Raw genomic sequence first — 23,563 nt, forward strand, 5'->3', positions numbered from 1 at the left:
CCGCCCAGCCGGGTCGTCGCGCACCGTCGAAGGAGCATCCGCAGCATGAGCAGCGAGCGTCTGGCCGGCCTTCTCGACGAGTACGCGGAGCTGGAGAAGCGGTTGGCCGATCCGACCATCCACGCCGACCAGGCCACCGCGCGCAGGGTCGGCCGCCGGTACGCGGAGCTGGTGCCGCTGAACAAGGCCGCCGCCGAGTTGGAGCAGGCCCGCGCCGATCTGGCCGCGGCCCGCGAGCTCGCCGCCGAGGACCCGTCCTTCGCGGCTGAGGCGGACTCCATCGCCGGGTCCCTGCCGGTGCTGGAGGAGCGCCTCGCCGAGCTGCTCATCCCGCGCGACCCGCACGACGCGAAGGACGTGATCGTCGAGATCAAGGCCGGTGAGGGTGGCGAGGAGTCCGCGCTGTTCGCCGGTGACCTGTTGCGGATGTACACCCGGTACGCCGAGCGGCACGGCTGGGTCACCGAGGTGATCGACGCACAGGACTCCGACCTCGGCGGGGTCAAGGACGTCTCCCTGGCGATCAAGACCAAGGGTGTTCCGGACGGCGGCAACGGCGTCTGGTCGCGGCTCAAGTGGGAGGGTGGCGTGCACCGGGTGCAGCGTGTCCCGGTGACCGAGTCGCAGGGCCGGATCCACACCAGCGCCGCCGGGGTGCTGGTGCTGCCGGAGGCCGAGGACGTCGACGTCACGATCGACCAGAACGAACTGCGCATCGACGTGTTCCGCTCGTCGGGCCCCGGTGGTCAGTCGGTGAACACCACCGACTCGGCGGTGCGGATCACCCACCTGCCGACCGGCATCGTGGTCTCCTGCCAGAACGAGAAGTCCCAGTTGCAGAACCGGGAGCAGGCGATGCGGATCCTGCGGGCCCGGCTGCTCGCCGCCGCGCAGGAGCAGGCCGACGCCGCCGCCTCGGACGCGCGCAAGGCCCAGGTGCGCACCGTGGACCGTTCGGAGCGGATCCGCACCTACAACTTCCCGCAGAACCGGATCACCGACCACCGGATCGGTTACACCGCGTACAACCTGGATCTGGCGCTCGGCGGCGAGTTGGACGGGGTGCTGGACGCGCTCACCGAGGCCGACCGGGCCGCCCGGCTCGCCGGCGACACCGAGCTGACCCGCCGCTGACCGCGAGCCCCACCACGGCCCTGGTCGGTCCGCTGACGGCGAGTGCCCGCGAACCCACGACGGCCCTCGTCGATCATGGAGTTGTGGTGGGTGGATTGTCGTGTCGTGGGGGTTTCGTGGGGCACCACAACTCCTTGATCGACCCCGGCGGGGCGATCAGCTCGCGCGCGGGCGGGTCTTGGCGCGGAGCATCTCGCGGTCGGCCTGCTCGAACGCGACGCTGAGCGCGTCGCGCAGCCCGCTGCCACCGGAGACCTCGGCGAAGCCGATGCTCACCCCGACCGGGGTGCCCGGCACCAACGACTCCCAGTCCTCCAGGCGGACCGCGGCCTCGATCCGGCGTGCCACCTCGGTGGCCTCGGTCATGCCGGTGTCCGGCAGGACCACCACGAACTCGTCGCCGCCGTAGCGGGCCACGAAGTCGCCCCGGCGCATCACCCGGTTGATCACACCGGCGATGCGTTGCAGCACCAGGTCGCCCGAGTGGTGCCCGTGCCGGGTGTTGACCGCCTTGAAGCCGTCCAGGTCACAGACGCCGATCACCACCCGTTCGCCACGGGTGACCACGGCGGTGATGTACCGCTCCAGCCGGCGACGGTTGGGTAGCCCGGTGAGCGGGTCGGTCAACGCCTCGCCCTCGAAGCGCGCCGCCTCGCGGCGCATCTCCTCGTGGTCGATGCGAGCGGCGATGCCGTCGATGTAGACGTCCCGCAGCCGGTCGTTGCGCTGCGCGGCGAGTCGGAACGCCAGCCGGTCGGCCCGGTGTGCCGCCAGGTGGTCCCCGGCGCGGGTCAGCGCGATGCTGCGCAGCCGGGCCGGCTCGGCCGCCCCGAGCGTCTCGTTCGACACCTGGACGGTGTCCAACCGGGCTACCGCCTCGATCGGCCGGCCGTCGGCGACGGCGAGGCACACCTGCCCGAGCTGACGCAGGTCGCGGGCGCGGGCGCTGTCCCCACCGTGGCTGATCAACCGGGTCGGCTCCGGGCCTTCGGTCGCCACCTGATCGCCGAGCGCGGCCTGTCGGGCCGCCGCGTAGCCGTACGCGGCGAGGCTGCTCGGGCGTAGTTGGCCGGCCCGGCCGCTGCGCACGAAGCGGACCAGATCGGCGGACACGTCCCGGAGCACCCGCAGGCACCCGTCGCTGTCGCCGTTGTGATCCAGGGCCACGGCGTTGCGCAGCCGGATTCCCGGCGCGGCGAACGTCTCCTCGGGGATCCCGGCGGTCAGCCCGAGCTGTCGGGCCCTCTCGATGGCGCCCAGGGCGTACCCGTGGAAGCTGAGGTAGCTGTAGGCCATGGCCAGGTCGTGCCAGCCCCAGGCGGTGTCGCGGTCCGGGTCGGCGACGGCGCCCAGCGCCCGGGCCGCTCGGACGAGGTGCATGACGCAGCGGTCGAGTGCCCCCTGGTGGTGCGCGGCGAGCGCGGTGAGCGCGTTGAGGTGACCGTGCAGATAGGGCTCGGCGAGGTCGCGGACCGCCGCGGACGCCTCTTCGATGGCCCGGGTGAACTCCGCCGTCCGACCGAGATTGATCAGCGCGGAGAGGCGCTGCACCATGGCGTCCGCCCGCGCCGCCGGGTCGTTGGTGGTGCGGATCACACGCTCCAGCAGGACGTACGACTCCGCGGAACGGCTGGCCTCCTGCAACGCCCGGGCGTGCGTGAGGGCGTCAACCTGGTCATCGACCCGGTCGAGCCAGCCCACCAGCCAACCTCCTGTCGTGCGCGCCTGGGCGCACCTGTTCGTCGCGTCGCCCGCGACGCTTCATGATTATGTCGTGAGTACTTTACCGCAACACCCCCCCGAAGGGACAGGCCCCATCCGGCCGTCCGCCGCGGTGGCCCGGGCGGCCCGCGCGCTCGCCGCCGCCGGGGTCGGCTCGGCCCGGGTGGAGGCCGAGGTGCTGACGGCGTACGTGCTGGGGGTTCCCCGGGGTCGGTTGGCTCTCGCCGACGCCCTCGGTGACGACGAGTTGGCGCGGCTCGACGAGCTGACCCGTCGTCGCGTCGCGCGTGAGCCGTTGCAGCACCTGACCGGTCGGGCCGGGTTCCGGCACCTGGAGCTGTCGGTCGGCCCGGGTGTCTTCGTGCCCCGGCCGGAGACCGAGCTGTTGGCCGGTTGGGGCGTCGAGCAGGCCCTGGACCGGCCCGACCCGGTGGTGGTGGACCTGTGCAGCGGCTCCGGCGCGATCGCCCTGGCGGTTGCCCAGGAGGTGCCGGGGGCGCGGGTGATCGCGGTGGAGCGGTCCCCGGCGGCGCTGGCCTGGTTGCGGCGCAACGCGGCGGAACGGGCGGCGGCGGGGGACCGGCCGATCGAGGTGGTCCAGGCCGACGTGACCGCCCCGGACCTGCTGGCGGAGCTGGTCGGCCGGGTGGACGTGCTGCTCTGCAACCCGCCGTACGTGCCGGACGAGGTGGTGGTCCCGCCGGAGGTGGCCGGGCACGACCCGGCGGAGGCGGTCTTCGGCGGCGCCGACGGCCTGGTGGTGATCCGGCCGGTCGTCGCCCGGGCGGCCGTGCTGTTACGCCCGGGGGGCGGGTTCGGCGTCGAGCACGACGACACCCATGGCGCCGCGGTGCCCGACCTACTCGCCGAGGACGGCGGCTTCACCGCTGTCGCGGAGCATCTGGACCTCACCGGGCGTCCCCGCTACGCGACCGCGTCCCGACGGGCGGACGGCCAGCACGCCCCGATCGGGGCGGCGTGGCAGACTGACTCCTCGTGATGCTCTACGACTGCCGATCGCCCGCCGATCGGGACCGCGGCATCGCTGCGGCGATCGAGGCGGTCAAGAACGGCGAGCTGGTCGTTCTCCCGACGGACACGGTGTATGGGATCGGCGCTGACGCGTTCACCCCGTACGCGGTGAAGGCGCTGCTCGATGCCAAGGGCCGGGGCCGGCAGATGCCGCCGCCGGTGCTGATCGGCTCGCGGCACACCCTCGACGGGCTGGTGTTCTCGCTGCCCACCGCCGCACGGGATCTGGTGGAGGCGTTCTGGCCGGGTGCGCTGACGATCGTGGTCGAGCACTCGCCGAGCCTGCAGTGGGACCTGGGCGACAAGACCGGCACCGTGGCGGTGCGGATGCCGCTGCACCCGGTGGCGCTGGAGGTGCTGCGCGAGACCGGCCCGATGGCGGTCTCGTCGGCGAACAAGACCGGCCAGCCGGCCGCGGTCACCGCCGATGAGGCGCGTGACCAGCTCAGCTACTCGGTGCGGGCCTATCTGGAGGCCGGGCCCTGCCCGGACCCGGTGCCCAGCACGATCGTGGATCTGACCGGTGAGGTGCCGCAGTTGCTGCGGGCCGGGGCGATCCCTTTGGAGAAGCTGCGCGACGTTGTTCCGGATCTCGTCGACGGTCGGGCGGTCTGAGTGCCCCCGTTCACGGTTCTGCACGTCTGCATGGGCAACATCTGCCGCTCGCCGATGGCGGAGCGGCTGCTCGCCCTGGCGGTGCGGGAGCGGCTGACCCGGCGCACGCAGGACCCAGCCCTGGCCGAGGAACTGGTGCACAGCCACAGCGCCGGTACGGGCGGCTGGCACGCGGGCGAGGAGATGAACCCGCCGGCCGCGCGGCAGGTCACCGGCCGTGGTGGGGACGTGGAGGGGTTCGCCGCGCGCAAGCTGCGCTCGGATCACATCGACGCCGCCGACCTGGTCCTGACCGCCACCGCCGACCAGCAGGAGTACGTGGTGGCGCTTCGTCCGGACGCGGCGGCCCGCACGTTCGTGCTCGGCGAGTTCGGCCGGCTGCTGGCTGCGGTGGACGCTGCCGCGCTGCCGCCTGGTGACGCCACCCCGGAGGCCGTGTACGCCCGAGGGGTGGCCCTGGTGGCGGCGGCTCACGAAGCGCGGCTGGGCACCTCGGCGCTGCCCACCGATGATCTGGACGACCCGTGGGGTCGTGGCGACCAGTGCTTCAGCCGGGTCGCCGACGAGATCGAGGAGACGGTCCACCCGCTGGCCGGCGTGCTGCTGCCCTGAGCACGGTGCGAGTTTCCTCCGGGTTTGCCCAAAACCCGGGGCTAAAGGGGCGTTCCGGGTCATTCTGAACGGGTCCTAGCGTGACCGGCTCCTGCGGGGAGAGCTGATGATCCGGGCCCGACTCGAGAAACTGCTGACCGTGGTGATCGCGGGAGTGCTGGCCGGGCTGGTGCTGGCCGCCGCCGCCCTGCCCGCCGCCATGGTCTTCGGGATCGGCTTCAGCGCCCTGTCGACGCCGTACTCGGAGCTGCCCAACACACTCCGTACGCCGCCCACCGCGCAGCGCTCCAACCTCTACGCCAACGACGGCACCACCCTGATCACCTCCTTCTACCAGGAGGACCGGGTGGACGTGCCGCTGCGCGAGGTGGCCCCGGTGATGCGCCGGGCGATCGTGGCCGCCGAGGACGTCCGGTTCTACCAGCACAGCGGGGTCGACCTGCGCGGCGTGGTGCGCGCGTTCACCGTCAACAAGCGCGACGGCCACACCCGGCAGGGCGCCTCCACGCTGACCATGCAGTACGTCCGCAACGTGCTCAGCAACGACCCTCGACTGACCGAGGCGCAGCGGGACGCCGCCACCGAACTCACCACCGTCCGCAAGCTCCAGGAGATGCGGTACGCGCTCGCGTTGGAGCGGGAACTCGACAAGGACGAGATCCTCACCCGCTACCTGAACATCGCCTACTTCGGTGCCGGGGCGTACGGCATCGCGGCGGCCAGCAAGCGGTACTTCTCCCGGTCCCCGGCCGAGTTGACCCTGGCCCAGGCGGCACTGCTCGCCGGCCTGGTGCGTTCGCCGGACAGCGACGACCCGATCAACGGTGACGCCGACAGCGCGGTGGCCCGGCGGTCGTACGTGTTGGAGCGGCTGGTGGAGTCCGGGCAGGTGCCGGCCGACGCGGCGGCGGCGGCGCGCGCCGAGCCCCTGCAACTGCGACCCAGCGAGACCCCGAACGACTGCACCGGCGTGCCCGACGCGCACAACGACTGGGGCTTCTTCTGCGACTGGTTCACCCGCTGGTGGAGCAGTCAGTCCGCGTTCGGGGCGACCGCCGACGAGCGGCAGCGCACGTTGCGTCGGGGTGGCTTCTCCATCGTGTCGTCGCTGGACCCGGGGGTGCAGCGAACCACCACCGAGCAGGTGTTGCGGATCTACCCGAAGAACACAGCCGAGGCGGTGCCCACCGCGGTGGTGCAACCGGGCACCGGGCGGGTGCTGGCGATGTCGGTGAACCGGGCCTACAGCGTGGCGGACAACCCGGTCGGGCAGAAGAACCGTCCGAACACCGTGAACCAGTTGATCGCCGGCGGCGGCGCCATCGAGGGCTACCAGGGCGGCTCGACGTTCAAGCTGTTCACCCTGCTGGCCGCGCTGGAGTCCGGCCTGCCGCTCTCGACCGACTTCGTGGCACCGACCCAGTTGCTCACCCGCTTCCCGGTGACCGGGCAGGCGAGCTGCGACGGACGGTGGTGCCCGGCGAACGCCAGCCCGTCGTCGATGGACGGTCCCCGCACCATGTGGAGCGCGTTCGGCCGCTCGGTGAACACGTACTTCGCCTGGCTCACCGAGAAGGTCGGCGCCGACCGGGTGGTCGAGATGGCCGAACGGCTCGGCATCGTCCTGCGGGCCGAGTCCGATGCCAAACTGGCCCGCTACGGGGCGAAAGACTGGGGCCCGTTCACGCTCGGCGTGGCGGCGACCACCCCGCTGGACCTGGCCACCGCGTACGCCACGGTGGCGGCCGAGGGGACCTGGTGCGCACCGCTGCCGGTGGTCTCGATCACCGACTCGGGGGGCCGGCCGGTCGACGCCGCGAAGCCGGACTGCCGACAGGTGCTCGACGCCGACGTGGCCCGGGCAGCCACCGACGCGGCCCGCTGCCCGGTCGGTGACCAGTCGATGTACGGGCGCTGCGACGGTGCCACCGCACCCGGCCTGCGGGCGAAGCTCGGCCGTCCGGTGGCCGGCAAGACGGGCAGCTCGGAACGGTACGAGACGGAGACGGTGGTGGCATTCACCCCGCAGCTGGCGGTCGCCTCGATGGCCGCGAACCCGGACGACCCCCGCGACGCGGTCGGTCAGGCGGTGCAGGCCCAGATGGTGAACGCCGTCGGCGAGGTGCTCGCGTTCGCCCTACGCGACCAACCGATCCGCGACTTCGTCCCGCCGAGTCAACGAACCGCCTTCCAGCCCCAACCCCAAGCCGGCAACTAACCCACCCACCCACCCGCCCCCGCCCGCCCCGCCCCGCCCGCCCCGCCCCGCCCGCCCCGCCGCCCCGCCCAACCTCGCCCTTTGGCGGGCCTCCCCTCACCCTCCGCCCCACCCTGCGGCCCGCCGATCTTGCACTTGCTGTCGTGACAAATAGTGCATAAGCCCACTAGTCGGCAACACAAAGTGCAAGATCGCGGGGGGATGGGAGGGGTGACGCGCGAACCGCGTCGATCATGGACTTGTGGTGGGCGTTAGGTGCGCAAAAGACCCTTTTGCGGGGCACCACAACTCCTTGATCGACGCTGCAGCACGCGGCGACGCGGCGCTGCGCGACGCTGCGCGACGCTGCGCGACGCGGCGCGGGGCTGGGTGGGTTGTTAGCTGGGGTTTTGGGCGTTGCGGGCTATGTTGCGGGCCATTCCGCCGAAGACCACCGCGTGGAAGGGTGCCACCGATCCCCAGTAGGCGTGCCCGGCCAGGCCGCGCGGGAGGAAGACCGCGCGTTGCTGGTAGCGGCTGCGGCCGCCGTCGGTCGGGAGGACCCGCATCTCCAGCCAGGCCCGGCCGGGTAGCCGCATTTCGGCGCGTAGTCGCAGCAACTCGCCGGGGACGATTTCCTCGACCCGCCAGAAGTCCAGCGCCTCACCGACCTGGAGTCGGTGTGGGTCGCGTCGACCCCGTCGTAGCCCGACCCCGCCGACCAGCCGGTCCAGCCAGCCTCGGATGGACCAGGCCAGCGGGAACGAGTACCAGCCGTGTTCGCCGCCGACGCCTTCCACGACCCGCCAGAGCGCCGCGGGTGGGGCGTCCACGGTCCGCTCCCGGACGTCGGTGTAGACGGTGCCGCCGGACCAGTCCGGGTCGCTGGGCAGCGGCTCGGCGGGCGCGTCCGGGCCGCTCGCGGTGGACCAGCGGGTCTCCACCTGGGCGTCGCGTACCTTGGCCAGCGCCAGCGCCACGGCCTCGTCGAAGTCGGTGAGCCCGCCGGGCGGGTCCGGGACGTGGCGGGCGATGTCGTGTTCGTGGGCGACCGCCTCGTGGATGAGGCTCTCCACGAGCGGGCGGGCGATCTTGTTCGGCACCGGGGTGATCAGGCCGACCCAGTGCGAGGAGAGCGACGGGGTGAGCGGGCGGACCGGCACGATGATCCGCCGCCGCAGCCCGGCCACCCGCGCGTAGCGCTGCATCATCTCGAGGAAGGTCAGCACGTCCGGCCCGCCGATGTCGAAGCCCCGGTTGACCTCGGCCGGAAGGTGGGCGCAACCGGCCAGGTAGTGCAGCACGTCGCGGACCGCGATCGGCTGGATCCGGTTGCGGACCCAGCGCGGAGTGATCATGGCAGGCAGCCGCTCGGTCAGGTACCGCAGCATCTCGAACGACGCCGAGCCGGATCCGATGATCACTGCGGCGCGGAGCACCGCGGTGGGCACCCCGCTGGCGAGCAGGATCCGGCCCACCTCGGCGCGGGACCGCAGGTGCGGGGAGGGGACCTCGGCGTCGGTCGCCGGCTCCGGCCCACCCAGGTAGACGATTCGGCGTACGCCGGCCGCGCGGGCCGCCGCCGCGAAGTTGGTCGCCGCCGCCCGGTCGACCGCCTCGAAGTCGGACCGGCCCAGCGAGTGGACCAGGAAGTACGCGACGTCCACGTCGGCGAACGCGGCGGCGAGCGTCTCCGGTCGGCTCAGGTCCCCCTCGACGATCTCGGCCGCCGAGGCCCAGGGCACGTCACGCAGCCGTACCGCCTTGCGGGCGAGGCAGCGCACGGTGTGCCCGTCGGCGAGCAGCAGCGGCGTCAGCCGCCCGCCGATGTAGCCGGTCGCTCCAGTGACGAGGCATCTCACAGGTTCCAGTGTGCGGCCCCCTAGACTCGTTCGCTGTGGAGACCGAGACGAGCACCTTCTGGGGGCCGGATTTCGCGCAGCTCAGGGCCGTTGACCCGGAAATCGCGGGGGTGGTCCTGGGCGAGTTGGACCGGTTGCGGAGCGGCCTGCAGCTCATCGCCAGCGAGAACCTGACCTCGCCGGCGGTGCTGGCGGCGCTCGGTTCGACGCTCACCAACAAGTACGCCGAGGGTTATCCGGGCCGGCGCTACTACGGCGGCTGTGCCGAGGTGGACCGGGCCGAGGAGATCGGCATCGAGCGCGCCAAGGAACTCTTCGGGGCGGAGCATGCCAACCTCCAGCCGCACTCCGGGGCGAGCGCCAACCTGGCCGCGTACGCCGCCCTGGTGCAACCGGGCGACACGGTGTTGGCGATGGACCTGCCGCACGGCGGCCACCTCACCCACGGCAGCCGGGTGAACTTCTCCGGCAAGTGGTTCCACCCGGTCGGCTACCCGGTCCGGCCGGACACCGAGCTGATCGACTACGACGAGGTCCGGGACCTGGCGCGGGCGCACCGACCCAAGCTGATCATCTGTGGGGCGACCGCCTACCCAAGACTGATCGACTTCGCGCGGTTCCGGGAGATCGCCGACGAGGTCGGCGCGTACCTGATGGTGGACGCCGCGCACTTCATCGGCCTGGTCGCCGGCCGGGCGATCCCGTCCCCGGTGCCGTACGCCGACGTCGTCTGCGCCACCACCCACAAGGTGCTGCGTGGCCCCCGCGGCGGCATGATCCTGTGCCGCGAGGCGCTGGCCCAGCGGATCGACAAGGCGGTCTTCCCGTTCACCCAGGGTGGCCCGCTGATGCACGCCGTCGCGGCCAAGGCGGTCGCGTTGCGCGAGGCCGCCCAGCCGGAGTTCCAGACGTACGCCCGGCAGGTGGTCAGCAACGCCCAGGCGCTCGCCGCCGGGCTCGCCGACGAGGGGATGCGCCCGGTGTCCGGTGGCACCGACACCCACCTCGCCCTGATCGACCTGCGGGAGCTGGGGGTGACCGGCACCGAGGCCGAGCGCCGCTGCGACGCCGCGTCGATCACCCTGAACAAGAACGCCATTCCGTACGACCCGCAGCCCCCGATGGTGGCCTCCGGCATCCGGGTGGGCACCCCGAGCGTCACCACGCAGGGGATGCGCGAGGGGGATCTGCGCCAGGTGGCCACGTTGATCGCCCGTGCGGTGCGCACCGATCCCGGGGCTCCGGGCGGGGCAGACGAGTTGACCCGGCTGGGCGCCGAGGTTGCCGAACTGGTCGCGGCTTTCCCGGCGTACCCCCGTGGCTGAGCCCGGGGTGGTCGAGCCGGTCAGCGACAGGCGGTGGCGGTTGCGGCACCTGCCGGTGCTGTTGGCCGCGTCGGCGGCGCTCGCCGTGGTCGCCGCGGTGGTGGGCGCGGTGACCGGTGGCGCGACGGCTGCGCTCGGCGCGGCGGCCGGTGTGGGCGTCACGGTGCTCAGCTACACCCTCACCACCGTGGTGTTGGCCCGGGCCGACCGGGTCAACCCGCAGTTGCTGCTGCCGCTCGGGGTGGGGCTGTACGTGCTGAAGTTCAGCGTGCTGGGTGGGGTGCTGGTGGCGGTCGCGTCGACCGGCTGGGCCGGGTTGATCCCTCTCTGCCTCGGCATCGTCGCCGGGGTGGCAGTGTGGACGGCGGTGCACCTCTGGTGGCTGACCACGGTGCACGCTCGTCGGACGCACGACTGACCTGGCGGGTCGTCCCATCTTTCGGACGCGCGGCAATGTGTCGGCCTCCGGTCATTTTCCGACGGGCGGAAGGGGAGTAGCGTGCCCACAGACGACGGCGCCCACGAGAAGCCCACACAACGACGGTTGTGCGGGGGGTGAGGCACAGCCTCGTCTTCCCGGCTGATATCGTTCGCCCCGTCATGGCTGGTGACCAAACCCCCCGTCCCGCCGGTGAACCGGACGATTATCCGTCCGGCGCCGGTCAGGGTTGGACCGCGCTCAGCTACCTCATCGGAGGAATGCTCGTGTGGGGTTTCATCGGCTGGCTGGTCGACCAGTGGCTCGATACGGGTGGCATCGCCACCGGGATCGGCGTCGTGCTCGGCGTGACCGGGGGGATCATCCTCGTCGTCCGTCGGCTCGGCACGCCTACTTAGGAAGGGACACGGTGTTCGGACAGGCGAACGTTCTGGCAGCGGGCCAGGCGGCATTCCCACCCAGCGTGGACGACTTCTACCTGCCCGCGATCGTGCCCTGGGGCGCGGAGAACGCCCCGTGGTTCACCAAGTTCACGTTGATGATCTGGCTCGCGGTCGGCGTTTTGATCATCTTCTTCCTGGCGACCTATCGGAACCCGAAGTTGGTGCCGACCAAGAAGCAGTGGTTCGCCGAGTCGATCTACGGCTTCGTGCGGAACAACATCTCGGTCGACATGATCGGGCACCAGGGCGTGCGGTTCGCTCCCTACTTCACGACGCTCTTCTGCTTCGTGCTGCTGACGAACGCGTTCGCGATCATCCCGTTCTTCCAGATCTCGCCGAACTCGCACATCGCCTTCCCGGCGATCCTCGCGGTGATCAGCTATGTGCTGTTCAACTACATCGGCATCCGGCACCACGGGTTCGGCAAATACTTCAAGCACGCCCTGATCCCGCCGGCACCGTGGTACATCCTGCCGCTGCTGATCCCGATCGAGGCGTTCTCGACCTTCATCATCCGGCCGTTCTCGCTCGCCGTTCGTCTCTTCGCGAACATGTTCGCCGGCCACATGCTCCTGCTGGTCTTCACGCTCGGCGGCTTCGCGATGCTCAACGCCAACGCCTGGCTGGCGCCGATCTCGGTGGTCTCCTGGGTGATGACCGTGGCGCTGACCCTCCTCGAGGCGCTCGTCATCGTGTTGCAGGCCTACGTCTTCACCGTGCTGAGCGCCAGCTACATCCAGGGCGCGCTCGCCGAAGAGCACTGATCCACCGCACCAACCGTTGTCGTCCCGCGTGAGAGTCACGCGTGATAACCAGGAGGAACCACTAATGGATTACGTCGCCGCGGTAGAGGGCAGCACCGCCGCCATCGGCTACGGCCTCGCGGCCATCGGCCCGGGCATCGGCGTTGGCCTGGTCTTCGCCGCCTACATCCAGTCGACCGCCCGGCAGCCCGAGTCGTCGCGCATGACCCTGCCGTACGTCTGGATCGGCTTCGCCGTCATCGAGGCGCTCGCGCTGTTCGGCATCGCCTTCGGCTTCATCTGGGCCGGCTGATTCCGCCCCTTCCGACCGGGAGGTCACCCATGTTGTTCCTCCTCGCCGCCGAGGGTGGTGAGTCAGACCACAACCCGATCATTCCGATCTGGCAGGAGATCGTGGTCGGCACGGTCGCCTTCGCCGTGCTCTGCTTCGTGCTGATGAAGTTCGTCTTCCCGCGCATGGAGCAGACGTTCCAGGCTCGGGTCGACGCGATCGAGGGCGGCATCAAGCGCGCCGAGGCCGCCCAGGCCGAGGCGAACCAGCTGCTCGAGCAGTACCGTGCCCAGCTCGCTGAGGCGCGGACCGACGCCGCCAAGATCCGTGACGACGCTCGGGCCGACGCCGAGGGCATCCGACAGGACATCCTCGCCAAGGCGCGGGAAGAGTCCGACCGGGTCATCCAGGCGGGCAAGGACGCGCTCGCCGCCGAGCGGGCCACCATCGTGCGCGAGCTGCGCACGGAGGTCGGCACCATCGCGGTGGACCTGGCCAGCAAGATCGTTGGCGAGTCGCTCGCCGACGAGGCACGGCGTAAGGGCACCGTCGACCGGTTCCTGAGCGGTCTCGAGAGCACGGGGGCCCGCTGATGCAGGCCGCCAGCCGGGAGTCGTACAAGGTCGCGGCCGAGCGCCTCGACGCGTACGTCCGCGGCGCGGAGCCGTCGGCGGTGGCCTCCACCGCCGACGCCATCCTCTCCGTGGCGACCCTGCTGCGGCGTGAGCCGCGGCTGCGCCGGGCGCTCTCCGAGCCGGCCCGCTCCGGCGAGGACCGCGGAGCGCTGCTCGGCGACATGCTCGGCGGGCGGATCGGCGCGGACGCGCTCGACCTGCTCGTGTCGCTGGTCGCCGGCCGGTGGTCGGCACCGTCGGAGCTGCTCGACGGCACCGAGCGGCTGGGCGTGGAGGCGCTGCTGGCCAGCGCCGACAAGGCCGGCGAGTTGGGCGAGGTCGAGGACGAGCTGTTCCGCTTCGGCCAGGTCGTCTCCGGGCAGTCGGCGCTGAGCAACGCGCTCGCCGACCCGGTCGCCCCGGTCGAGCAGCGGGCCACCCTGGCCCGCGAGCTGCTCGCCGACAAGGCCCGCCCGGTCACCGTCCGCCTCGTCGAGGCGGCGCTCGGCGGGTTCGGGGGACGCTCCTTCAGCGGGGCGCTCACCCGGCTGGTCGAGCTGGCCGCCGACCGGCGTGACCGGCAGGTGGCGTACGTGACCGTCGCGGCCCCGTTGAGTGACGAGGACGAGCGCCGGCTGGGTGCGAGCCTCACCGCGATATACGGTCGAGAGGTCTCCGTCAAGCAGACGGTCGACCCCGCCGTTCTCGGTGGCGTGAGCGTCCGGGTCGGTTCCGACCTGTACGACGGCACCATCCTGCGCCGCCTCAACGAGACCCGCAACGCTCTCGCCAAGCGCTGACGGCTTCGCCGCCCAGCAATGCGGTGGTTCCGCCGCCTCACCGTTGGGGCGGCTCCGCCGCCGCAGCGCCCGGATTGACAGACGCCATTCGGACCGGTTGGTACTAGGTATCCCGGGCCCCTGAATTTTAAGGAAGCAGAGGATGGCCGAGCTGACCATCTCGACGGAGGAGATCCGCGGCGCCCTGGAGCGCTACGTCTCCTCCTACTCGTCCGACGTCTCCCGCGAGGAGGTCGGCACCGTCGCCGACACCGGCGACGGCATCGCCCACGTCGAGGGCCTGCCCTCGACCAAGACCAACGAGCTCCTGGAGTTCGAGGACGGCACGCTCGGCGTGGCGCTGAACCTCGACGTCCGGGAGATCGGCGTCGTCGTGCTCGGTGACTCCGCCAAGCTGGAGGAGGGGCAGCGGGTCAAGCGCACCAACCGGGTCCTCTCGGTTCCGGTGGGCGACGCCTTCCTCGGCCGCGTGGTCAACGCGCTCGGCCAGCCGATCGACGGGCTCGGCGACATCGCCGACGAGGGCTACCGCGAGCTGGAGCTGCAGGCTCCCAACGTGATGTCCCGGCAGTCGGTGTTCGAGCCGCTGCAGACCGGCATCAAGGCCATCGACGCGATGACCCCGGTCGGTCGCGGTCAGCGGCAGCTGATCATCGGTGACCGGAAGACCGGTAAGACCACGGTCGCCCTGGACGCCATCCTCAACCAGCGGGACAACTGGCGCACCGGCGACCCGAAGAAGCAGGTCCGCTGCATCTACGTCGCCATCGGCCAGAAGGCCTCCACCATCGCCTCGATCAAGGGGCAGCTGGAGGAGGCGGGCGCGCTGGAGTACACCACCATCGTCGCCTCGCCGGCGTCCGACCCGGCCGGCTTCAAGTACCTGGCCCCGTACACCGGCTCGTCCATCGGGCAGCACTGGATGTACGGCGGCAAGCACGTTCTGATCGTCTTCGACGACCTGAGCAAGCAGGCCGAGGCGTACCGCGCCGTGTCCCTGCTGCTGCGTCGCCCGCCGGGCCGTGAGGCGTACCCGGGTGACGTCTTCTACCTGCACTCCCGCCTGCTGGAGCGCTGCGCGAAGCTCTCCGACGAGCTTGGTGGCGGCTCGATGACCGGTCTGCCGATCATCGAGACGAAGGCCAACGACATCTCGGCGTTCATCCCGACCAACGTCATCTCGATCACCGACGGCCAGATCTTCCTGGAGACCGACCTGTTCAACCAGGGCGTCCGTCCGGCGATCAACGTCGGCACCTCGGTCTCCCGGGTTGGCGGCGCGGCGCAGGTGAAGCCGATGAAGAAGGTCGCCGGTTCGCTGCGGCTCAACCTGGCCCAGTACCGCGAGCTGGAGGCGTTCGCCGCCTTCGCCTCCGACCTGGACCGGGCCTCCCGGGCCCAGCTGGACCGCGGTTCGCGCCTGGTCGAGCTGCTCAAGCAGCCGAACTACTCCCCGTACCCGGTGCAGGAGCAGGTCGTCTCGGTCTGGGCCGGCACCGAGGGCAAGCTCGACGACATCCCGGTGGGTGAGGTTCGGCGCTTCGAGTCGGAGTTCCTCCAGTACCTGCGGCACAAGCACCAGGGTGTGCTGGCCGGCATCGCCGACAACCAGTGGAACGACGAGATCATCGGCTCCCTGGACAGCGCCATCGCCGAGTTCAAGCAGGTCTTCCTCGGCAAGGAGGACGAGCGCAAGATCAACGACGCGCCGGCCGCCCCGCTCGAGGGCGACGAGAACCGCGAGACGGTGACCCGCTTCCGCGACGGCGCGACCGACCGCCCGGCCGAGAGCTGATCCCATGGCGGCCCAGGTACGCGTTCTTCGTCAACGGATCCGCTCGGCGAAGTCGATGAAGAAGATCACCAAGGCGATGGAGCTCGTGGCGACGAGCCGGATCGCCAAGGCCCAGGCCCGGGTGCAGGCGTCCCTGCCGTACGCCCAGGCCATCACCGGCGTGCTCACGGCGCTGGCGTCCAACGCGCGGATCGACCACCCGCTGCTCACCCCGCGCGAGCGGGTGCGGCGGGCGGGCGTCCTGTTGGTCACCAGCGACCGTGGCCTGGCCGGCGGCTACAGCTCCAACGCGATCAGGATGGCCGAGTCGCTCGTCGCGCGGCTCAAGGCGGACGGTAAGGAGCCGGTGCTCTACGTCATCGGGCGTAAGGGCGTCGGGTTCTACCGGTTCCGTGACCGGCCGATCGAGGCGAACTGGACCGGCTTCAGCGAGCAGCCGTCGTTCGAGGACGCGCGTACCGTCGGTGAGACGCTGATCAAGGCGTTCACCGCAGGTGCGGACGACGTCGACGGCGGTGCCGGGGCGGACGGCGTGCTCGGCGTCGACGAGTTGCACATCGTCTACACCGAGTTCAAGTCGCTGATGACGCAGAACCCGGTCACCAAGGTCATCGGTCCGATGCAGGTCGAGGACCGGCCGCGCTCCGAGGGGCTGCTGCCGGCGTACGAGTTCGAGCCGGAGGCGGAGGCGCTGCTCGACGCGCTCCTGCCGAGGTACATCAACACGCGGATCTACGCGGCATTGATCGAGTCGGCGGCGAGTGAGTCGGCGGCACGGCGGCGGGCGATGAAGAGCGCCACCGACAACGCCGAAGAGATGATCGAGAAGTACACGCGTGAGATGAACTCGGCCCGTCAGGCCGGCATCACCCAGGAGATCAGCGAGATCGTCGGCGGCGCCAACGCGCTGGCCGCGTCGGGAAGTGAAGTGTGATGACTGTATCGACTGCGGCTGGGGGACCAGCCGAGACCAAGACGGCCGCGGGTCGCGTGGTCCGGGTCATCGGCCCGGTCGTCGACGCCGAGTTCCCGCGCGACGCCATGCCGGCCCTGTTCAACGCCCTGAACGTCAACGTCAGCCTGTCCGGCGGTGACAAGACGCTGACCCTGGAGGTCGCCCAGCACCTGGGTGACAACCTGGTCCGCGCCATCTCGATGCAGCCGACGGACGGTCTGGTCCGCGGCGCGGAGGTGCGTGACCGCGGCGAGCCGATCACGGTGCCGGTGGGCGACGCGGTCAAGGGCAAGGTGTTCAACGCGATCGGCGAGGTGCTCAACCTCACCGAGGGCGAGACGTTCGAGGCCGACGACAGGTGGGGCATCCACCGCAAGGCCCCGGCCTTCGCGGACCTGGAGCCGAAGACCGAGATGCTGGAGACCGGCATCAAGGTCATCGACCTGCTCGCCCCGTACGTCAAGGGCGGCAAGATCGGTCTGTTCGGTGGCGCGGGCGTCGGCAAGACGGTGCTCATCCAGGAGATGATCACCCGTGTTGCCCGTAACTTCGGTGGTACCTCGGTCTTCGCCGGTGTGGGTGAGCGCACCCGTGAGGGCAACGACCTCATCGCCGAGATGACCGAGTCCGGCGTCATCGACAAGACCGCGCTGGTCTACGGCCAGATGGACGAGCCGCCGGGCACCCGGCTGCGGGTGGCGCTCTCCGCGCTGACCATGGCCGAGTACTTCCGGGACGTGAAGAAGCAGGAGGTGCTGCTCTTCATCGACAACATCTTCCGCTTCACCCAGGCCGGCTCGGAGGTCTCCACCCTGCTCGGGCGTATGCCGAGCGCGGTGGGCTACCAGCCGACCCTGGCCGACGAGATGGGCGAGCTCCAGGAGCGGATCACCTCCGTCCGGGGCCAGGCCATCACCTCCATGCAGGCGATCTACGTGCCGGCGGACGACTACACCGACCCCGCTCCGGCCACCACGTTCGCCCACCTGGACGCGACCACCAACCTGGAGCGGTCGATCTCCGACAAGGGCATCTACCCGGCCGTGGACCCGCTGGCGTCCTCGTCCCGGATCCTCGCCCCGGAGTTCGTCGGCCAGGAGCACTTCCAGGTCGCCACCGAGGTGAAGCGGATCCTGCAGCGTTACAAGGACCTGCAGGACATCATCGCCATCCTCGGCATCGAGGAGCTCTCCGAGGAAGACAAGATCACCGTGGCCCGGGCCCGGCGGATCGAGCGCTTCCTCTCGCAGAACACCTACGCGGCGGAGCAGTTCACCGGCGTGCCGGGCTCGACGGTCCCGATCAAGGAGACCATCGAGGCGTTCCGCAAGATCAGCGAGGGTGAGTACGATCACTTCCCCGAGCAGGCGTTCTTCATGTGTGGCGGTCTCGAGGACCTGGAGCGCAAGGCTGAGGAGCTGATGAAGGGCTGACCTGCCCCCGTCATCCGATCTGTAGCAAAAAGACTGCCCCGGCAATGCCGGGGCAGTCTTTTGTTCATGTTCGCGTCTTACCATCGTCGCGGTCCGTTACTCGTGGTCGTCACTCCCCAGGCTCCCGAGCTACGGTCGTTCCGCGCGCTCACCTGAACGAGCGTTGATCTTTGCAACCTTTCGACGACGTGCGCCCGTCTTCTCGTCGTGGGCGTAACGAACGGAGATGCTCGTGGGTAAGGCCGGCAAGAGTGGCCGCAAGCCGTCCATCTGGCGGGGTGTGCCGCGGTGGGCCAGGATCTGCACGGTGTTCGGCACCGTGCTGACCGTGCTCAGCGGCGCGGTGCTGGTCGGCACCGAGGTGCTGATGGCCCGCTACGAGGGGTCCGTCGGCAAGGCCGACCTCTTCGGTGACCAGGCGGCGGGTGCCCAGGCGAAGAAGAGCGACATCAAGGGGCCGCTCAACATCCTGCTCGTCGGCATCGACCCACGTACGCCGACGGCCGCGCCGCTCGCCGACTCGATCATGGTGCTGCACGTGCCGGCGTCGATGGACCGGGCCTACCTGTTCTCGCTGCCTCGTGACCTCTACGTGCGCATCCCGGAGTTCAAGAAGGCCAACTTCCCGGGCGAGACCACGAAGATCAACGCCGCGATGTCGTTCGGCAGCAAGGTGCCGGGGGCCAACCCCGACGCGGCGCGGGGCTTCGAGCTGCTGGCCACCACCGTGCAGAAGGTCACCGGCATCAAGCGGTTCGACGCCGGCGCCATCATCAACTTCACCGGCTTCCAGAAGATCGTCGACGCCATGGGTGGGGTCGACATGTACATCGAGCGGGACGTGAAGTCCGAGCACAAGCAGCCGGACGGCAAGCCACGGCCGGGCAACACCCGCGGCGAGGGCTACGTCGGCCCGCAGGCGGTCTACAAGAAGGGCAACCGGCACCTGAGTGGGTGGCAGGCGCTGGACTACGTCCGGCAGCGCTACCCCAAGAACGGTGTACCGGATTCCGACTACGGTCGGCAGCGCCACCAGCAGCAGTTCGTCAAGGCCATGGTCGGCCAGGCGTTCAGTGCCGACGTGGTGTCCAACCCGATCAAGCTGGACAAGGTGCTCCGTGCCGCCGGCCAGTCGCTGATCTTCAACGGGCGGGGTAACAGCGTGGTCGACTTCGGGCTCGCGCTCAAGGACATCCGCCCCAACACCATCGAGATGATCAAACTGCCAGGTGGCGGCGTCTTCGAGGGTAAGAGGTACCTGGGCGAACAGTTCCAGGAGGGAGTGCCGGACTTCTTCACCGCCCTGCACAACGAGCAACTCGACCCGTTCCTGCTCGAGCACCCGGAATTCGTGAACAAGGCCAAGTAACCCGGCCGGCGTTGTCGCCACCCGCGTTGGGCGCGCCGCATCGTCAGGCTAGACTTTCGGCAATCCGTAGCCGCAGCAAGGAGACAGCGTGGCACAGCAGCTTCACGTCGAGCTCGTCGCCGTCGAGGAGAAGGTCTGGTCCGGTGACGCCGAGATGGTCGTCGCCCGGACGACCGAAGGCGAGCTCGGTGTCCTGCCGGGGCACGCGCCGCTTCTCGGCCAGCTCGCCGAGCCCGGCCAGGTGCGCATCAAGCTCGCTGGCGGCGAGCAGGTCGCCTACGAGGTGGCCGGTGGCTTCCTCTCGGTGAGCGCCGACGGTGTCACCGTGCTTGCCGAGAGCGCAACCCCGGTCTCCGCGCAGAGCCGCTGAGCCACACCGGGGATGGAGATCGTCGAAGGATTCGGAATCGGCGTTGTCGTCATCCTCGGCGCGCTTCTGATCCTCTTCGTCCGGCGAGCTCTGGTCACCCGCAGCGGTGGCATCATCCGGCTCAGCGTCCGGGTCTCCACCATGCTCGACGGGCGGGGCTGGTCGCCCGGCTTCGGCCGGTTCGTCGGCGACGAACTGCGCTGGTACCGGATGTTCAGCTTCGCGATCCGACCCAAGCGGGTGCTCTCCCGTAAAGGGCTGGCAGTGGAACGCCGCCGGTTGCCCGAAGGTCAGGAACGGTTCTCCATGCCGGCCGACTGGGTGATCCTCCGCTGTACCAGTCACCACGCACCGGTGGAGATCGCCATGGCGCGATCGACGGTCACCGGCTTCCTCTCCTGGCTCGAGGCCGCCCCTCCGGGGGCGGTCTCGCCGCGTATGGCCTCCCAGGACTGGCCGGCTGCCTGATCTGCTCCTCGGTGGTTGCTCCTTCGGGCTCCCCCGGAAACCCTGTCGTGCCGCTGTGCGTCGGTCCGGCGCGGTCTCTGATCACCTGCCGTCACCGTCATCGGCGGGCAGCATCCATGCAGCCTTCACCGCGAGGAAGCGGCGGCACCAGCAGATCTTGGACACTTACCGTCAGCGCTGAACGGAAAGTGTCCAAGATCTGCGAGGTCTGGTCGGCCCAAGGCGCCGACGGTGGTTGCCCTGGCCGTGCGGGCCCGCCCTGGCCGTGCGGCCGGTCCAGGCTGAGGAGCCGGCCCTGGCTACGCGTGGTGGCGGCCAGATTGGGAACCCTCACCTCGACGTGGTGCGGTGCGCCGACGTTCAGCGCTTGCCGCCCGGCACCCATAGCACATCTCCTGCCGGATTTGCCGTTCTTGACAGGATAAAGAGCAGATCGGAGAGCCGGTTGAGATACTTTGCCGGGAGCGTGCTGGTTCGTTCCGGATCGTGGCTGACCAGAGCCCACGCTGCCCGTTCGGCACGCCGGGCGACGGTTCGCGCCACGTGCAGCAGTGCCGCGCCAGCGGTGCCGCCCGGGAGGATGAAGGAGTCGAGCTTGCTAAGGCGCGCGTTGTACTCGTCGCACCAGCCCTCCAGGCGCTCGACGTACTCCTCGGTCACCCGCAGTGGCGGGTACTTCGGCTCCGGCTCGACCGGGGTGGACAGGTCGGCGCCGACGTCGAACAGGTCGTTCTGCACCGACGCCAGCACGCCGCGAAGGTCCTCGTCGAGGTTCCCCAGCGCGAGTGCCACGCCGATCGCCGCGTTGCACTCGTCGACATCCGCGTACGCGGCGATCCGTGGATCGGTCTTCGGCACCTGCTCGTTGTTGCTCAGCCTGGTCATGCCGGCGTCGCCGGCCTTGGTGTAGATGCGCGTGAGGTGGACGGCCATGACGCACAGCCTACGGATTCCCGACCTGACGATCCCGGCGCGGCCCGGGAGCACCGCCGATTGGCCGGTGGTGGTGGGCCCCGGCGACGCCGGCGATCCGGCGGTCAACGACGTCGACGTCATCCGGGTCCGCGGTGATGCCCGACTGACGGGCACCGTACATGTGGTGGGTGCCAAGAACTCGGCGTTGAAGTTGATGGCCGCCGCGTTGCTCGCACCGGGCCGCAGTGTGATCACCAACGTTCCAAGGATCACCGACATCGCCATCATGGGCGAGGTGCTGCGCCGGTTGGGCTGCGACGTCCAGTTCGACGCGGACGACCCGGTCGACCCGATGGTCGCTCGTGGCGGCGTGGCCCGGTCCCGGTCGGTGACGATCGACGTACCCGAGCAGCCGGGCGCGGAGGCCGACTACGACCTGGTCCGACGATTGCGCGCCTCGATCTGCGTGCTCGGCCCGCTGCTGGCCCGTCGGGGGTACGTGCGGGTGGCCCATCCCGGCGGCGACGCGATCGGGTCGCGGGGGTTGGACATGCACATCTCCGGGCTGACCCGGATGGGTGCGGAGATCTCGGGTGAGCACGGGTTCGTCATCGCGTCCGCCCCGCACGGGCTGCGCGGCGCGGACATCGTGCTTGACTTCCCGAGCGTCGGCGCGACCGAGAACCTGGTGATGGCGGCCGTGCTGGCCCAGGGCACCACGATGATCGACAACGCGGCCCGGGAGCCGGAGATCGTCGACATCTGCACGATGCTCAGCCAGATGGGTGCGCGGATCTCCGGTGCGGGCACCTCCACGTTGCGGATCACCGGTGTGCCCGGCCTGCGTCCGGTGCGCCACGCCACGGTGGGGGACCGGATCGTCGCCGGCACCTGGGCTTTCGGCGCGGCGATGACCAGGGGCGACGTGACGGTGACCGGGTTGGACCCGGCGTACCTGGAGGTCGCGCTGGACAAGGTGGTCGCGGCCGGCGGCCTGGTGGAGACCCGCGGGGACGGCTTCCGGGTACGGATGGACGAGCGGCCCCGCGCGGTGGACGTGGTGACGCTGCCGTACCCCGGCTTCGCCACCGACCTGCTGCCGATGGCGATCGGGTTGGCCGCGGTCAGCGACGGCGCCTCGCTGATCACCGAGAACATCTTCGACGGCCGGTTCATGTTCGCCAACGAGATGATGCGGCTGGGTGCGGACATCAAGACCGACGGGCACCACGCGGTGGTCCGTGGACGGGAACGGCTCTCCGGCGCACCGGTGCAGGCGACCGACATCCGCGCCGGCGCGGGGCTGATCATCGCCGGGCTGTGCGCGCAGGGGGTCACCGAGGTCTCCCACGTGCATCACGTGGATCGGGGTTACCCGGACTTCGTGGCCGACCTGCGTGCGCTCGGGGTGGCGGTCGAGCGGGGCACCACGCCCGAGGAGCCGGCACTGGAGATCTGACCCCCACCGCCGCTTAGTCATCGTTCAGGCTCGCCGACTAGGGTGCAGACAGGCACTCAATCGCAGCGAGGGAGAAGCAGATGGCGGGTCGACTCGCGGTCGTCGGGGCCGGGTTGATGGGTTCCGGCATCGCCCAGGTGGCGGCGCAGGCGGGCTGGCAGGTGACGCTTCGCGACCTGGACGACGCGGCCACCACCCGTGGGCTCGGCGGCATCCGGAAGTCGTTGGAGAAGTTCGCCGAGAAGGGCAAGATCGAGGCGTCCGAGGTCGAGGCGACGCTGGCTCGGATCACCCCCACCACCGAGCTGGAGGCGGCGGCGGACGCGGACATCGTGGTCGAGGCGGTCTTCGAGCGGCTGGAGATCAAGCACGAGGTGTTCCGCGCCCTCGACAAGATCTGCAAGTCGGACGCGGTGCTCGCCACCAACACCTCGGCCATCCCGGTCACCCAGATCGCCGCGGTGACCGAACGGCCCGAGGCGGTCGTCGGCACACACTTCTTCTCTCCGGTGCCGATGATGCAGCTCTGCGAGCTGGTGCGCGGCTACAAGACGAGCGATGCGACGCTCGACACCGCGCGGGCCTTCGCCGAGGAGATCGGCAAGACGGTGGTGGTCGTCAACCGGGACATCGCCGGCTTCGTCACCACCCGGCTGATCTCCGCACTGGTGATGGAGGCGGTCAAGCTGGTGGAGTCCGGCGTGGTGTCCGCCGAGGACCTGGACACGGCCTGCCGGCTGGGCTTCGGGCACGCGATGGGCCCGCTGGCCACCACCGACCTGACCGGCGTGGACGTGCTGCTGCACGCCTCGAAGAACATCTACACCGACACGGCCGACGAGAAGTTCTTCCCGCCGGAGCTGCTCCAGCGGATGGTCACTGCGGGCGACCTGGGCCGCAAGACCGGCAAGGGCTTCTACACCTACTGAGACGCGCAGCCGCAGGGGGCCCGTGCGCGGGCCCCCACGG

At 70.3% G+C, this 23,563-nt stretch carries 23 protein-coding genes; 20 read left to right on the top strand and 3 right to left on the bottom strand.

Features of this window, described 5'->3' with window-relative positions; genetic code table 11:
• Positions 1-45: 45 nt before the first annotated feature.
• Positions 46-1,134 (top strand): peptide chain release factor 1, encoded by a 1,089-nt coding sequence (prfA, locus tag AB0C15_RS06130; RefSeq protein ID WP_357349180.1) that lies wholly within the window; start codon positions 46-48, stop codon positions 1,132-1,134.
• 156 nt (positions 1,135-1,290) lie between these two features.
• On the opposite strand, the gene AB0C15_RS06135 is transcribed toward prfA, so the two are convergent.
• Positions 1,291-2,835: a GGDEF domain-containing protein gene (locus AB0C15_RS06135; RefSeq protein ID WP_357349181.1), complete on the bottom strand. Its 1,545-nt coding sequence runs from the start codon at positions 2,833-2,835 to the stop codon at positions 1,291-1,293.
• A 73-nt stretch (positions 2,836-2,908) separates the two neighbouring features.
• Between AB0C15_RS06135 and prmC the strand changes: the two genes are divergently transcribed.
• From prmC to AB0C15_RS06155, 4 genes are all read left to right on the top strand, one after another.
• Positions 2,909-3,856, top strand: coding sequence for a peptide chain release factor N(5)-glutamine methyltransferase (prmC, locus tag AB0C15_RS06140; RefSeq protein WP_357349183.1), 948 nt, complete (start codon positions 2,909-2,911; stop codon positions 3,854-3,856).
• On the top strand, positions 3,856-4,503 hold the full coding sequence (locus tag AB0C15_RS06145) for an L-threonylcarbamoyladenylate synthase (RefSeq protein WP_091406475.1): 648 nt from the start codon (positions 3,856-3,858) through the stop codon (positions 4,501-4,503). Before prmC ends, AB0C15_RS06145 begins: the two co-directional genes overlap by 1 nt.
• On the top strand, positions 4,504-5,115 hold the full coding sequence (locus AB0C15_RS06150; protein ID WP_357349185.1) for a phosphotyrosine protein phosphatase: 612 nt from the start codon (positions 4,504-4,506) through the stop codon (positions 5,113-5,115). It abuts the gene before it with no gap.
• A gap of 106 nt (positions 5,116-5,221) precedes the next feature.
• Positions 5,222-7,333, top strand: coding sequence for a transglycosylase domain-containing protein (locus AB0C15_RS06155; protein WP_357349187.1), 2,112 nt, complete (start codon positions 5,222-5,224; stop codon positions 7,331-7,333).
• Positions 7,334-7,710: 377 nt separating this feature from the next.
• Here AB0C15_RS06155 and AB0C15_RS06160 read toward each other — a convergent pair whose 3' ends face one another.
• Positions 7,711-9,174: an SDR family oxidoreductase gene (locus tag AB0C15_RS06160; RefSeq protein ID WP_357349189.1), complete on the bottom strand. Its 1,464-nt coding sequence runs from the start codon at positions 9,172-9,174 to the stop codon at positions 7,711-7,713.
• 35 nt (positions 9,175-9,209) lie between these two features.
• Here AB0C15_RS06160 and glyA point away from each other — a divergent pair, with 35 nt between their 5' ends.
• The 13 genes from glyA (at position 9,210) to AB0C15_RS06225 (ending at position 20,220) form a co-directional block, all read left to right on the top strand.
• Positions 9,210-10,499 (top strand): serine hydroxymethyltransferase, encoded by a 1,290-nt coding sequence (gene glyA / locus AB0C15_RS06165; RefSeq protein ID WP_357349191.1) that lies wholly within the window; start codon positions 9,210-9,212, stop codon positions 10,497-10,499.
• Positions 10,492-10,917 carry a hypothetical protein gene (locus tag AB0C15_RS06170; RefSeq protein ID WP_357349193.1) on the top strand — a complete coding sequence of 142 codons (426 nt, stop codon included), beginning with the start codon at positions 10,492-10,494 and terminating at the stop codon, positions 10,915-10,917. The genes glyA and AB0C15_RS06170 overlap by 8 nt, the downstream gene beginning before the upstream one ends.
• 182 nt (positions 10,918-11,099) lie before the next feature.
• Positions 11,100-11,336: a hypothetical protein gene (locus AB0C15_RS06175; RefSeq protein ID WP_357349195.1), complete on the top strand. Its 237-nt coding sequence runs from the start codon at positions 11,100-11,102 to the stop codon at positions 11,334-11,336.
• A gap of 11 nt (positions 11,337-11,347) precedes the next feature.
• Entirely contained in the window at positions 11,348-12,145 is a 798-nt protein-coding gene (gene atpB / locus AB0C15_RS06180; protein WP_278147742.1) for a F0F1 ATP synthase subunit A, read from the top strand.
• A gap of 64 nt (positions 12,146-12,209) precedes the next feature.
• Positions 12,210-12,437: an ATP synthase F0 subunit C gene (locus AB0C15_RS06185; RefSeq protein ID WP_074314047.1), complete on the top strand. Its 228-nt coding sequence runs from the start codon at positions 12,210-12,212 to the stop codon at positions 12,435-12,437.
• A gap of 32 nt (positions 12,438-12,469) precedes the next feature.
• Positions 12,470-13,009, top strand: coding sequence for a F0F1 ATP synthase subunit B (locus AB0C15_RS06190; protein ID WP_196924617.1), 540 nt, complete (start codon positions 12,470-12,472; stop codon positions 13,007-13,009).
• Positions 13,009-13,830 carry a F0F1 ATP synthase subunit delta gene (locus tag AB0C15_RS06195; protein WP_355008062.1) on the top strand — a complete coding sequence of 274 codons (822 nt, stop codon included), beginning with the start codon at positions 13,009-13,011 and terminating at the stop codon, positions 13,828-13,830. The genes AB0C15_RS06190 and AB0C15_RS06195 overlap by 1 nt, the downstream gene beginning before the upstream one ends.
• 142 nt (positions 13,831-13,972) lie before the next feature.
• A complete protein-coding gene (gene atpA, locus AB0C15_RS06200; RefSeq protein WP_357349197.1) occupies positions 13,973-15,625 on the top strand; it encodes a F0F1 ATP synthase subunit alpha in 1,653 nt (550 codons plus the stop codon).
• Positions 15,626-15,629: 4 nt separating this feature from the next.
• Complete coding sequence (locus AB0C15_RS06205) at positions 15,630-16,559, top strand: F0F1 ATP synthase subunit gamma (RefSeq protein WP_357349199.1); 930 nt, start codon at positions 15,630-15,632, stop codon at positions 16,557-16,559.
• A complete protein-coding gene (gene atpD, locus AB0C15_RS06210) occupies positions 16,559-18,013 on the top strand; it encodes a F0F1 ATP synthase subunit beta (RefSeq protein WP_357349201.1) in 1,455 nt (484 codons plus the stop codon). Before AB0C15_RS06205 ends, atpD begins: the two co-directional genes overlap by 1 nt.
• Before the next feature lie 226 nt (positions 18,014-18,239).
• Complete coding sequence (locus AB0C15_RS06215; RefSeq protein ID WP_357349204.1) at positions 18,240-19,382, top strand: LCP family protein; 1,143 nt, start codon at positions 18,240-18,242, stop codon at positions 19,380-19,382.
• 88 nt (positions 19,383-19,470) lie between these two features.
• Positions 19,471-19,752, top strand: coding sequence for a F0F1 ATP synthase subunit epsilon (locus AB0C15_RS06220; RefSeq protein ID WP_030333186.1), 282 nt, complete (start codon positions 19,471-19,473; stop codon positions 19,750-19,752).
• Between the two features lie 12 nt (positions 19,753-19,764).
• Positions 19,765-20,220, top strand: a complete 456-nt coding sequence (locus tag AB0C15_RS06225) for a DUF2550 domain-containing protein (RefSeq protein ID WP_030333188.1) — start codon at positions 19,765-19,767, stop codon at positions 20,218-20,220.
• A gap of 360 nt (positions 20,221-20,580) precedes the next feature.
• Here the strand turns inward: AB0C15_RS06225 and AB0C15_RS06230 are convergent, their stop codons facing one another.
• The gene (locus AB0C15_RS06230) at positions 20,581-21,153 is read right to left on the bottom strand and encodes a cob(I)yrinic acid a,c-diamide adenosyltransferase (protein WP_357349205.1); all 573 of its coding nucleotides are present in this window, start codon (positions 21,151-21,153) and stop codon (positions 20,581-20,583) included.
• Between AB0C15_RS06230 and murA the strand changes: the two genes are divergently transcribed.
• Together murA and AB0C15_RS06240 are read left to right on the top strand one after the other, a co-directional pair.
• On the top strand, positions 21,152-22,594 hold the full coding sequence (gene murA / locus AB0C15_RS06235; protein WP_357349207.1) for a UDP-N-acetylglucosamine 1-carboxyvinyltransferase: 1,443 nt from the start codon (positions 21,152-21,154) through the stop codon (positions 22,592-22,594). The two genes, AB0C15_RS06230 and murA, sit on opposite strands and share 2 nt — an antisense overlap.
• Before the next feature lie 80 nt (positions 22,595-22,674).
• Positions 22,675-23,523 (top strand): 3-hydroxyacyl-CoA dehydrogenase family protein, encoded by an 849-nt coding sequence (locus tag AB0C15_RS06240; RefSeq protein ID WP_357349209.1) that lies wholly within the window; start codon positions 22,675-22,677, stop codon positions 23,521-23,523.
• The last annotated feature ends 40 nt before the right edge of the window (positions 23,524-23,563 follow it).

The sequence above is a fragment of the Micromonospora sp. NPDC048835 genome (assembly GCF_040649995.1).
Lineage (GTDB): Bacteria > Actinomycetota > Actinomycetes > Mycobacteriales > Micromonosporaceae > Micromonospora.

Excerpts from the sequence above, each read along its gene's own strand:
- AB0C15_RS06185 (WP_074314047.1), top strand. The coding sequence starts at position 12,210 with ATGGATTACGTCGCCGCGGTAGAGGGCAGCACCGCCGCCATCGGCTAC.
- AB0C15_RS06155 (WP_357349187.1), top strand. The coding sequence starts at position 5,222 with ATGATCCGGGCCCGACTCGAGAAACTGCTGACCGTGGTGATCGCGGGA.
- AB0C15_RS06215 (WP_357349204.1), top strand. The coding sequence starts at position 18,240 with ATGCTCGTGGGTAAGGCCGGCAAGAGTGGCCGCAAGCCGTCCATCTGG.
- AB0C15_RS06145 (WP_091406475.1), top strand. The coding sequence starts at position 3,856 with ATGCTCTACGACTGCCGATCGCCCGCCGATCGGGACCGCGGCATCGCT.
- AB0C15_RS06225 (WP_030333188.1), top strand. The coding sequence starts at position 19,765 with ATGGAGATCGTCGAAGGATTCGGAATCGGCGTTGTCGTCATCCTCGGC.
- murA (WP_357349207.1), top strand. The coding sequence starts at position 21,152 with ATGACGCACAGCCTACGGATTCCCGACCTGACGATCCCGGCGCGGCCC.
- AB0C15_RS06195 (WP_355008062.1), top strand. The coding sequence starts at position 13,009 with ATGCAGGCCGCCAGCCGGGAGTCGTACAAGGTCGCGGCCGAGCGCCTC.
- AB0C15_RS06205 (WP_357349199.1), top strand. The coding sequence starts at position 15,630 with ATGGCGGCCCAGGTACGCGTTCTTCGTCAACGGATCCGCTCGGCGAAG.
- AB0C15_RS06240 (WP_357349209.1), top strand. The coding sequence starts at position 22,675 with ATGGCGGGTCGACTCGCGGTCGTCGGGGCCGGGTTGATGGGTTCCGGC.
- AB0C15_RS06230 (WP_357349205.1), bottom strand. The coding sequence starts at position 21,153 with ATGGCCGTCCACCTCACGCGCATCTACACCAAGGCCGGCGACGCCGGC.
- atpA (WP_357349197.1), top strand. The coding sequence starts at position 13,973 with ATGGCCGAGCTGACCATCTCGACGGAGGAGATCCGCGGCGCCCTGGAG.
- atpD (WP_357349201.1), top strand. The coding sequence starts at position 16,559 with ATGACTGTATCGACTGCGGCTGGGGGACCAGCCGAGACCAAGACGGCC.
- AB0C15_RS06175 (WP_357349195.1), top strand. The coding sequence starts at position 11,100 with ATGGCTGGTGACCAAACCCCCCGTCCCGCCGGTGAACCGGACGATTAT.
- prfA (WP_357349180.1), top strand. The coding sequence starts at position 46 with ATGAGCAGCGAGCGTCTGGCCGGCCTTCTCGACGAGTACGCGGAGCTG.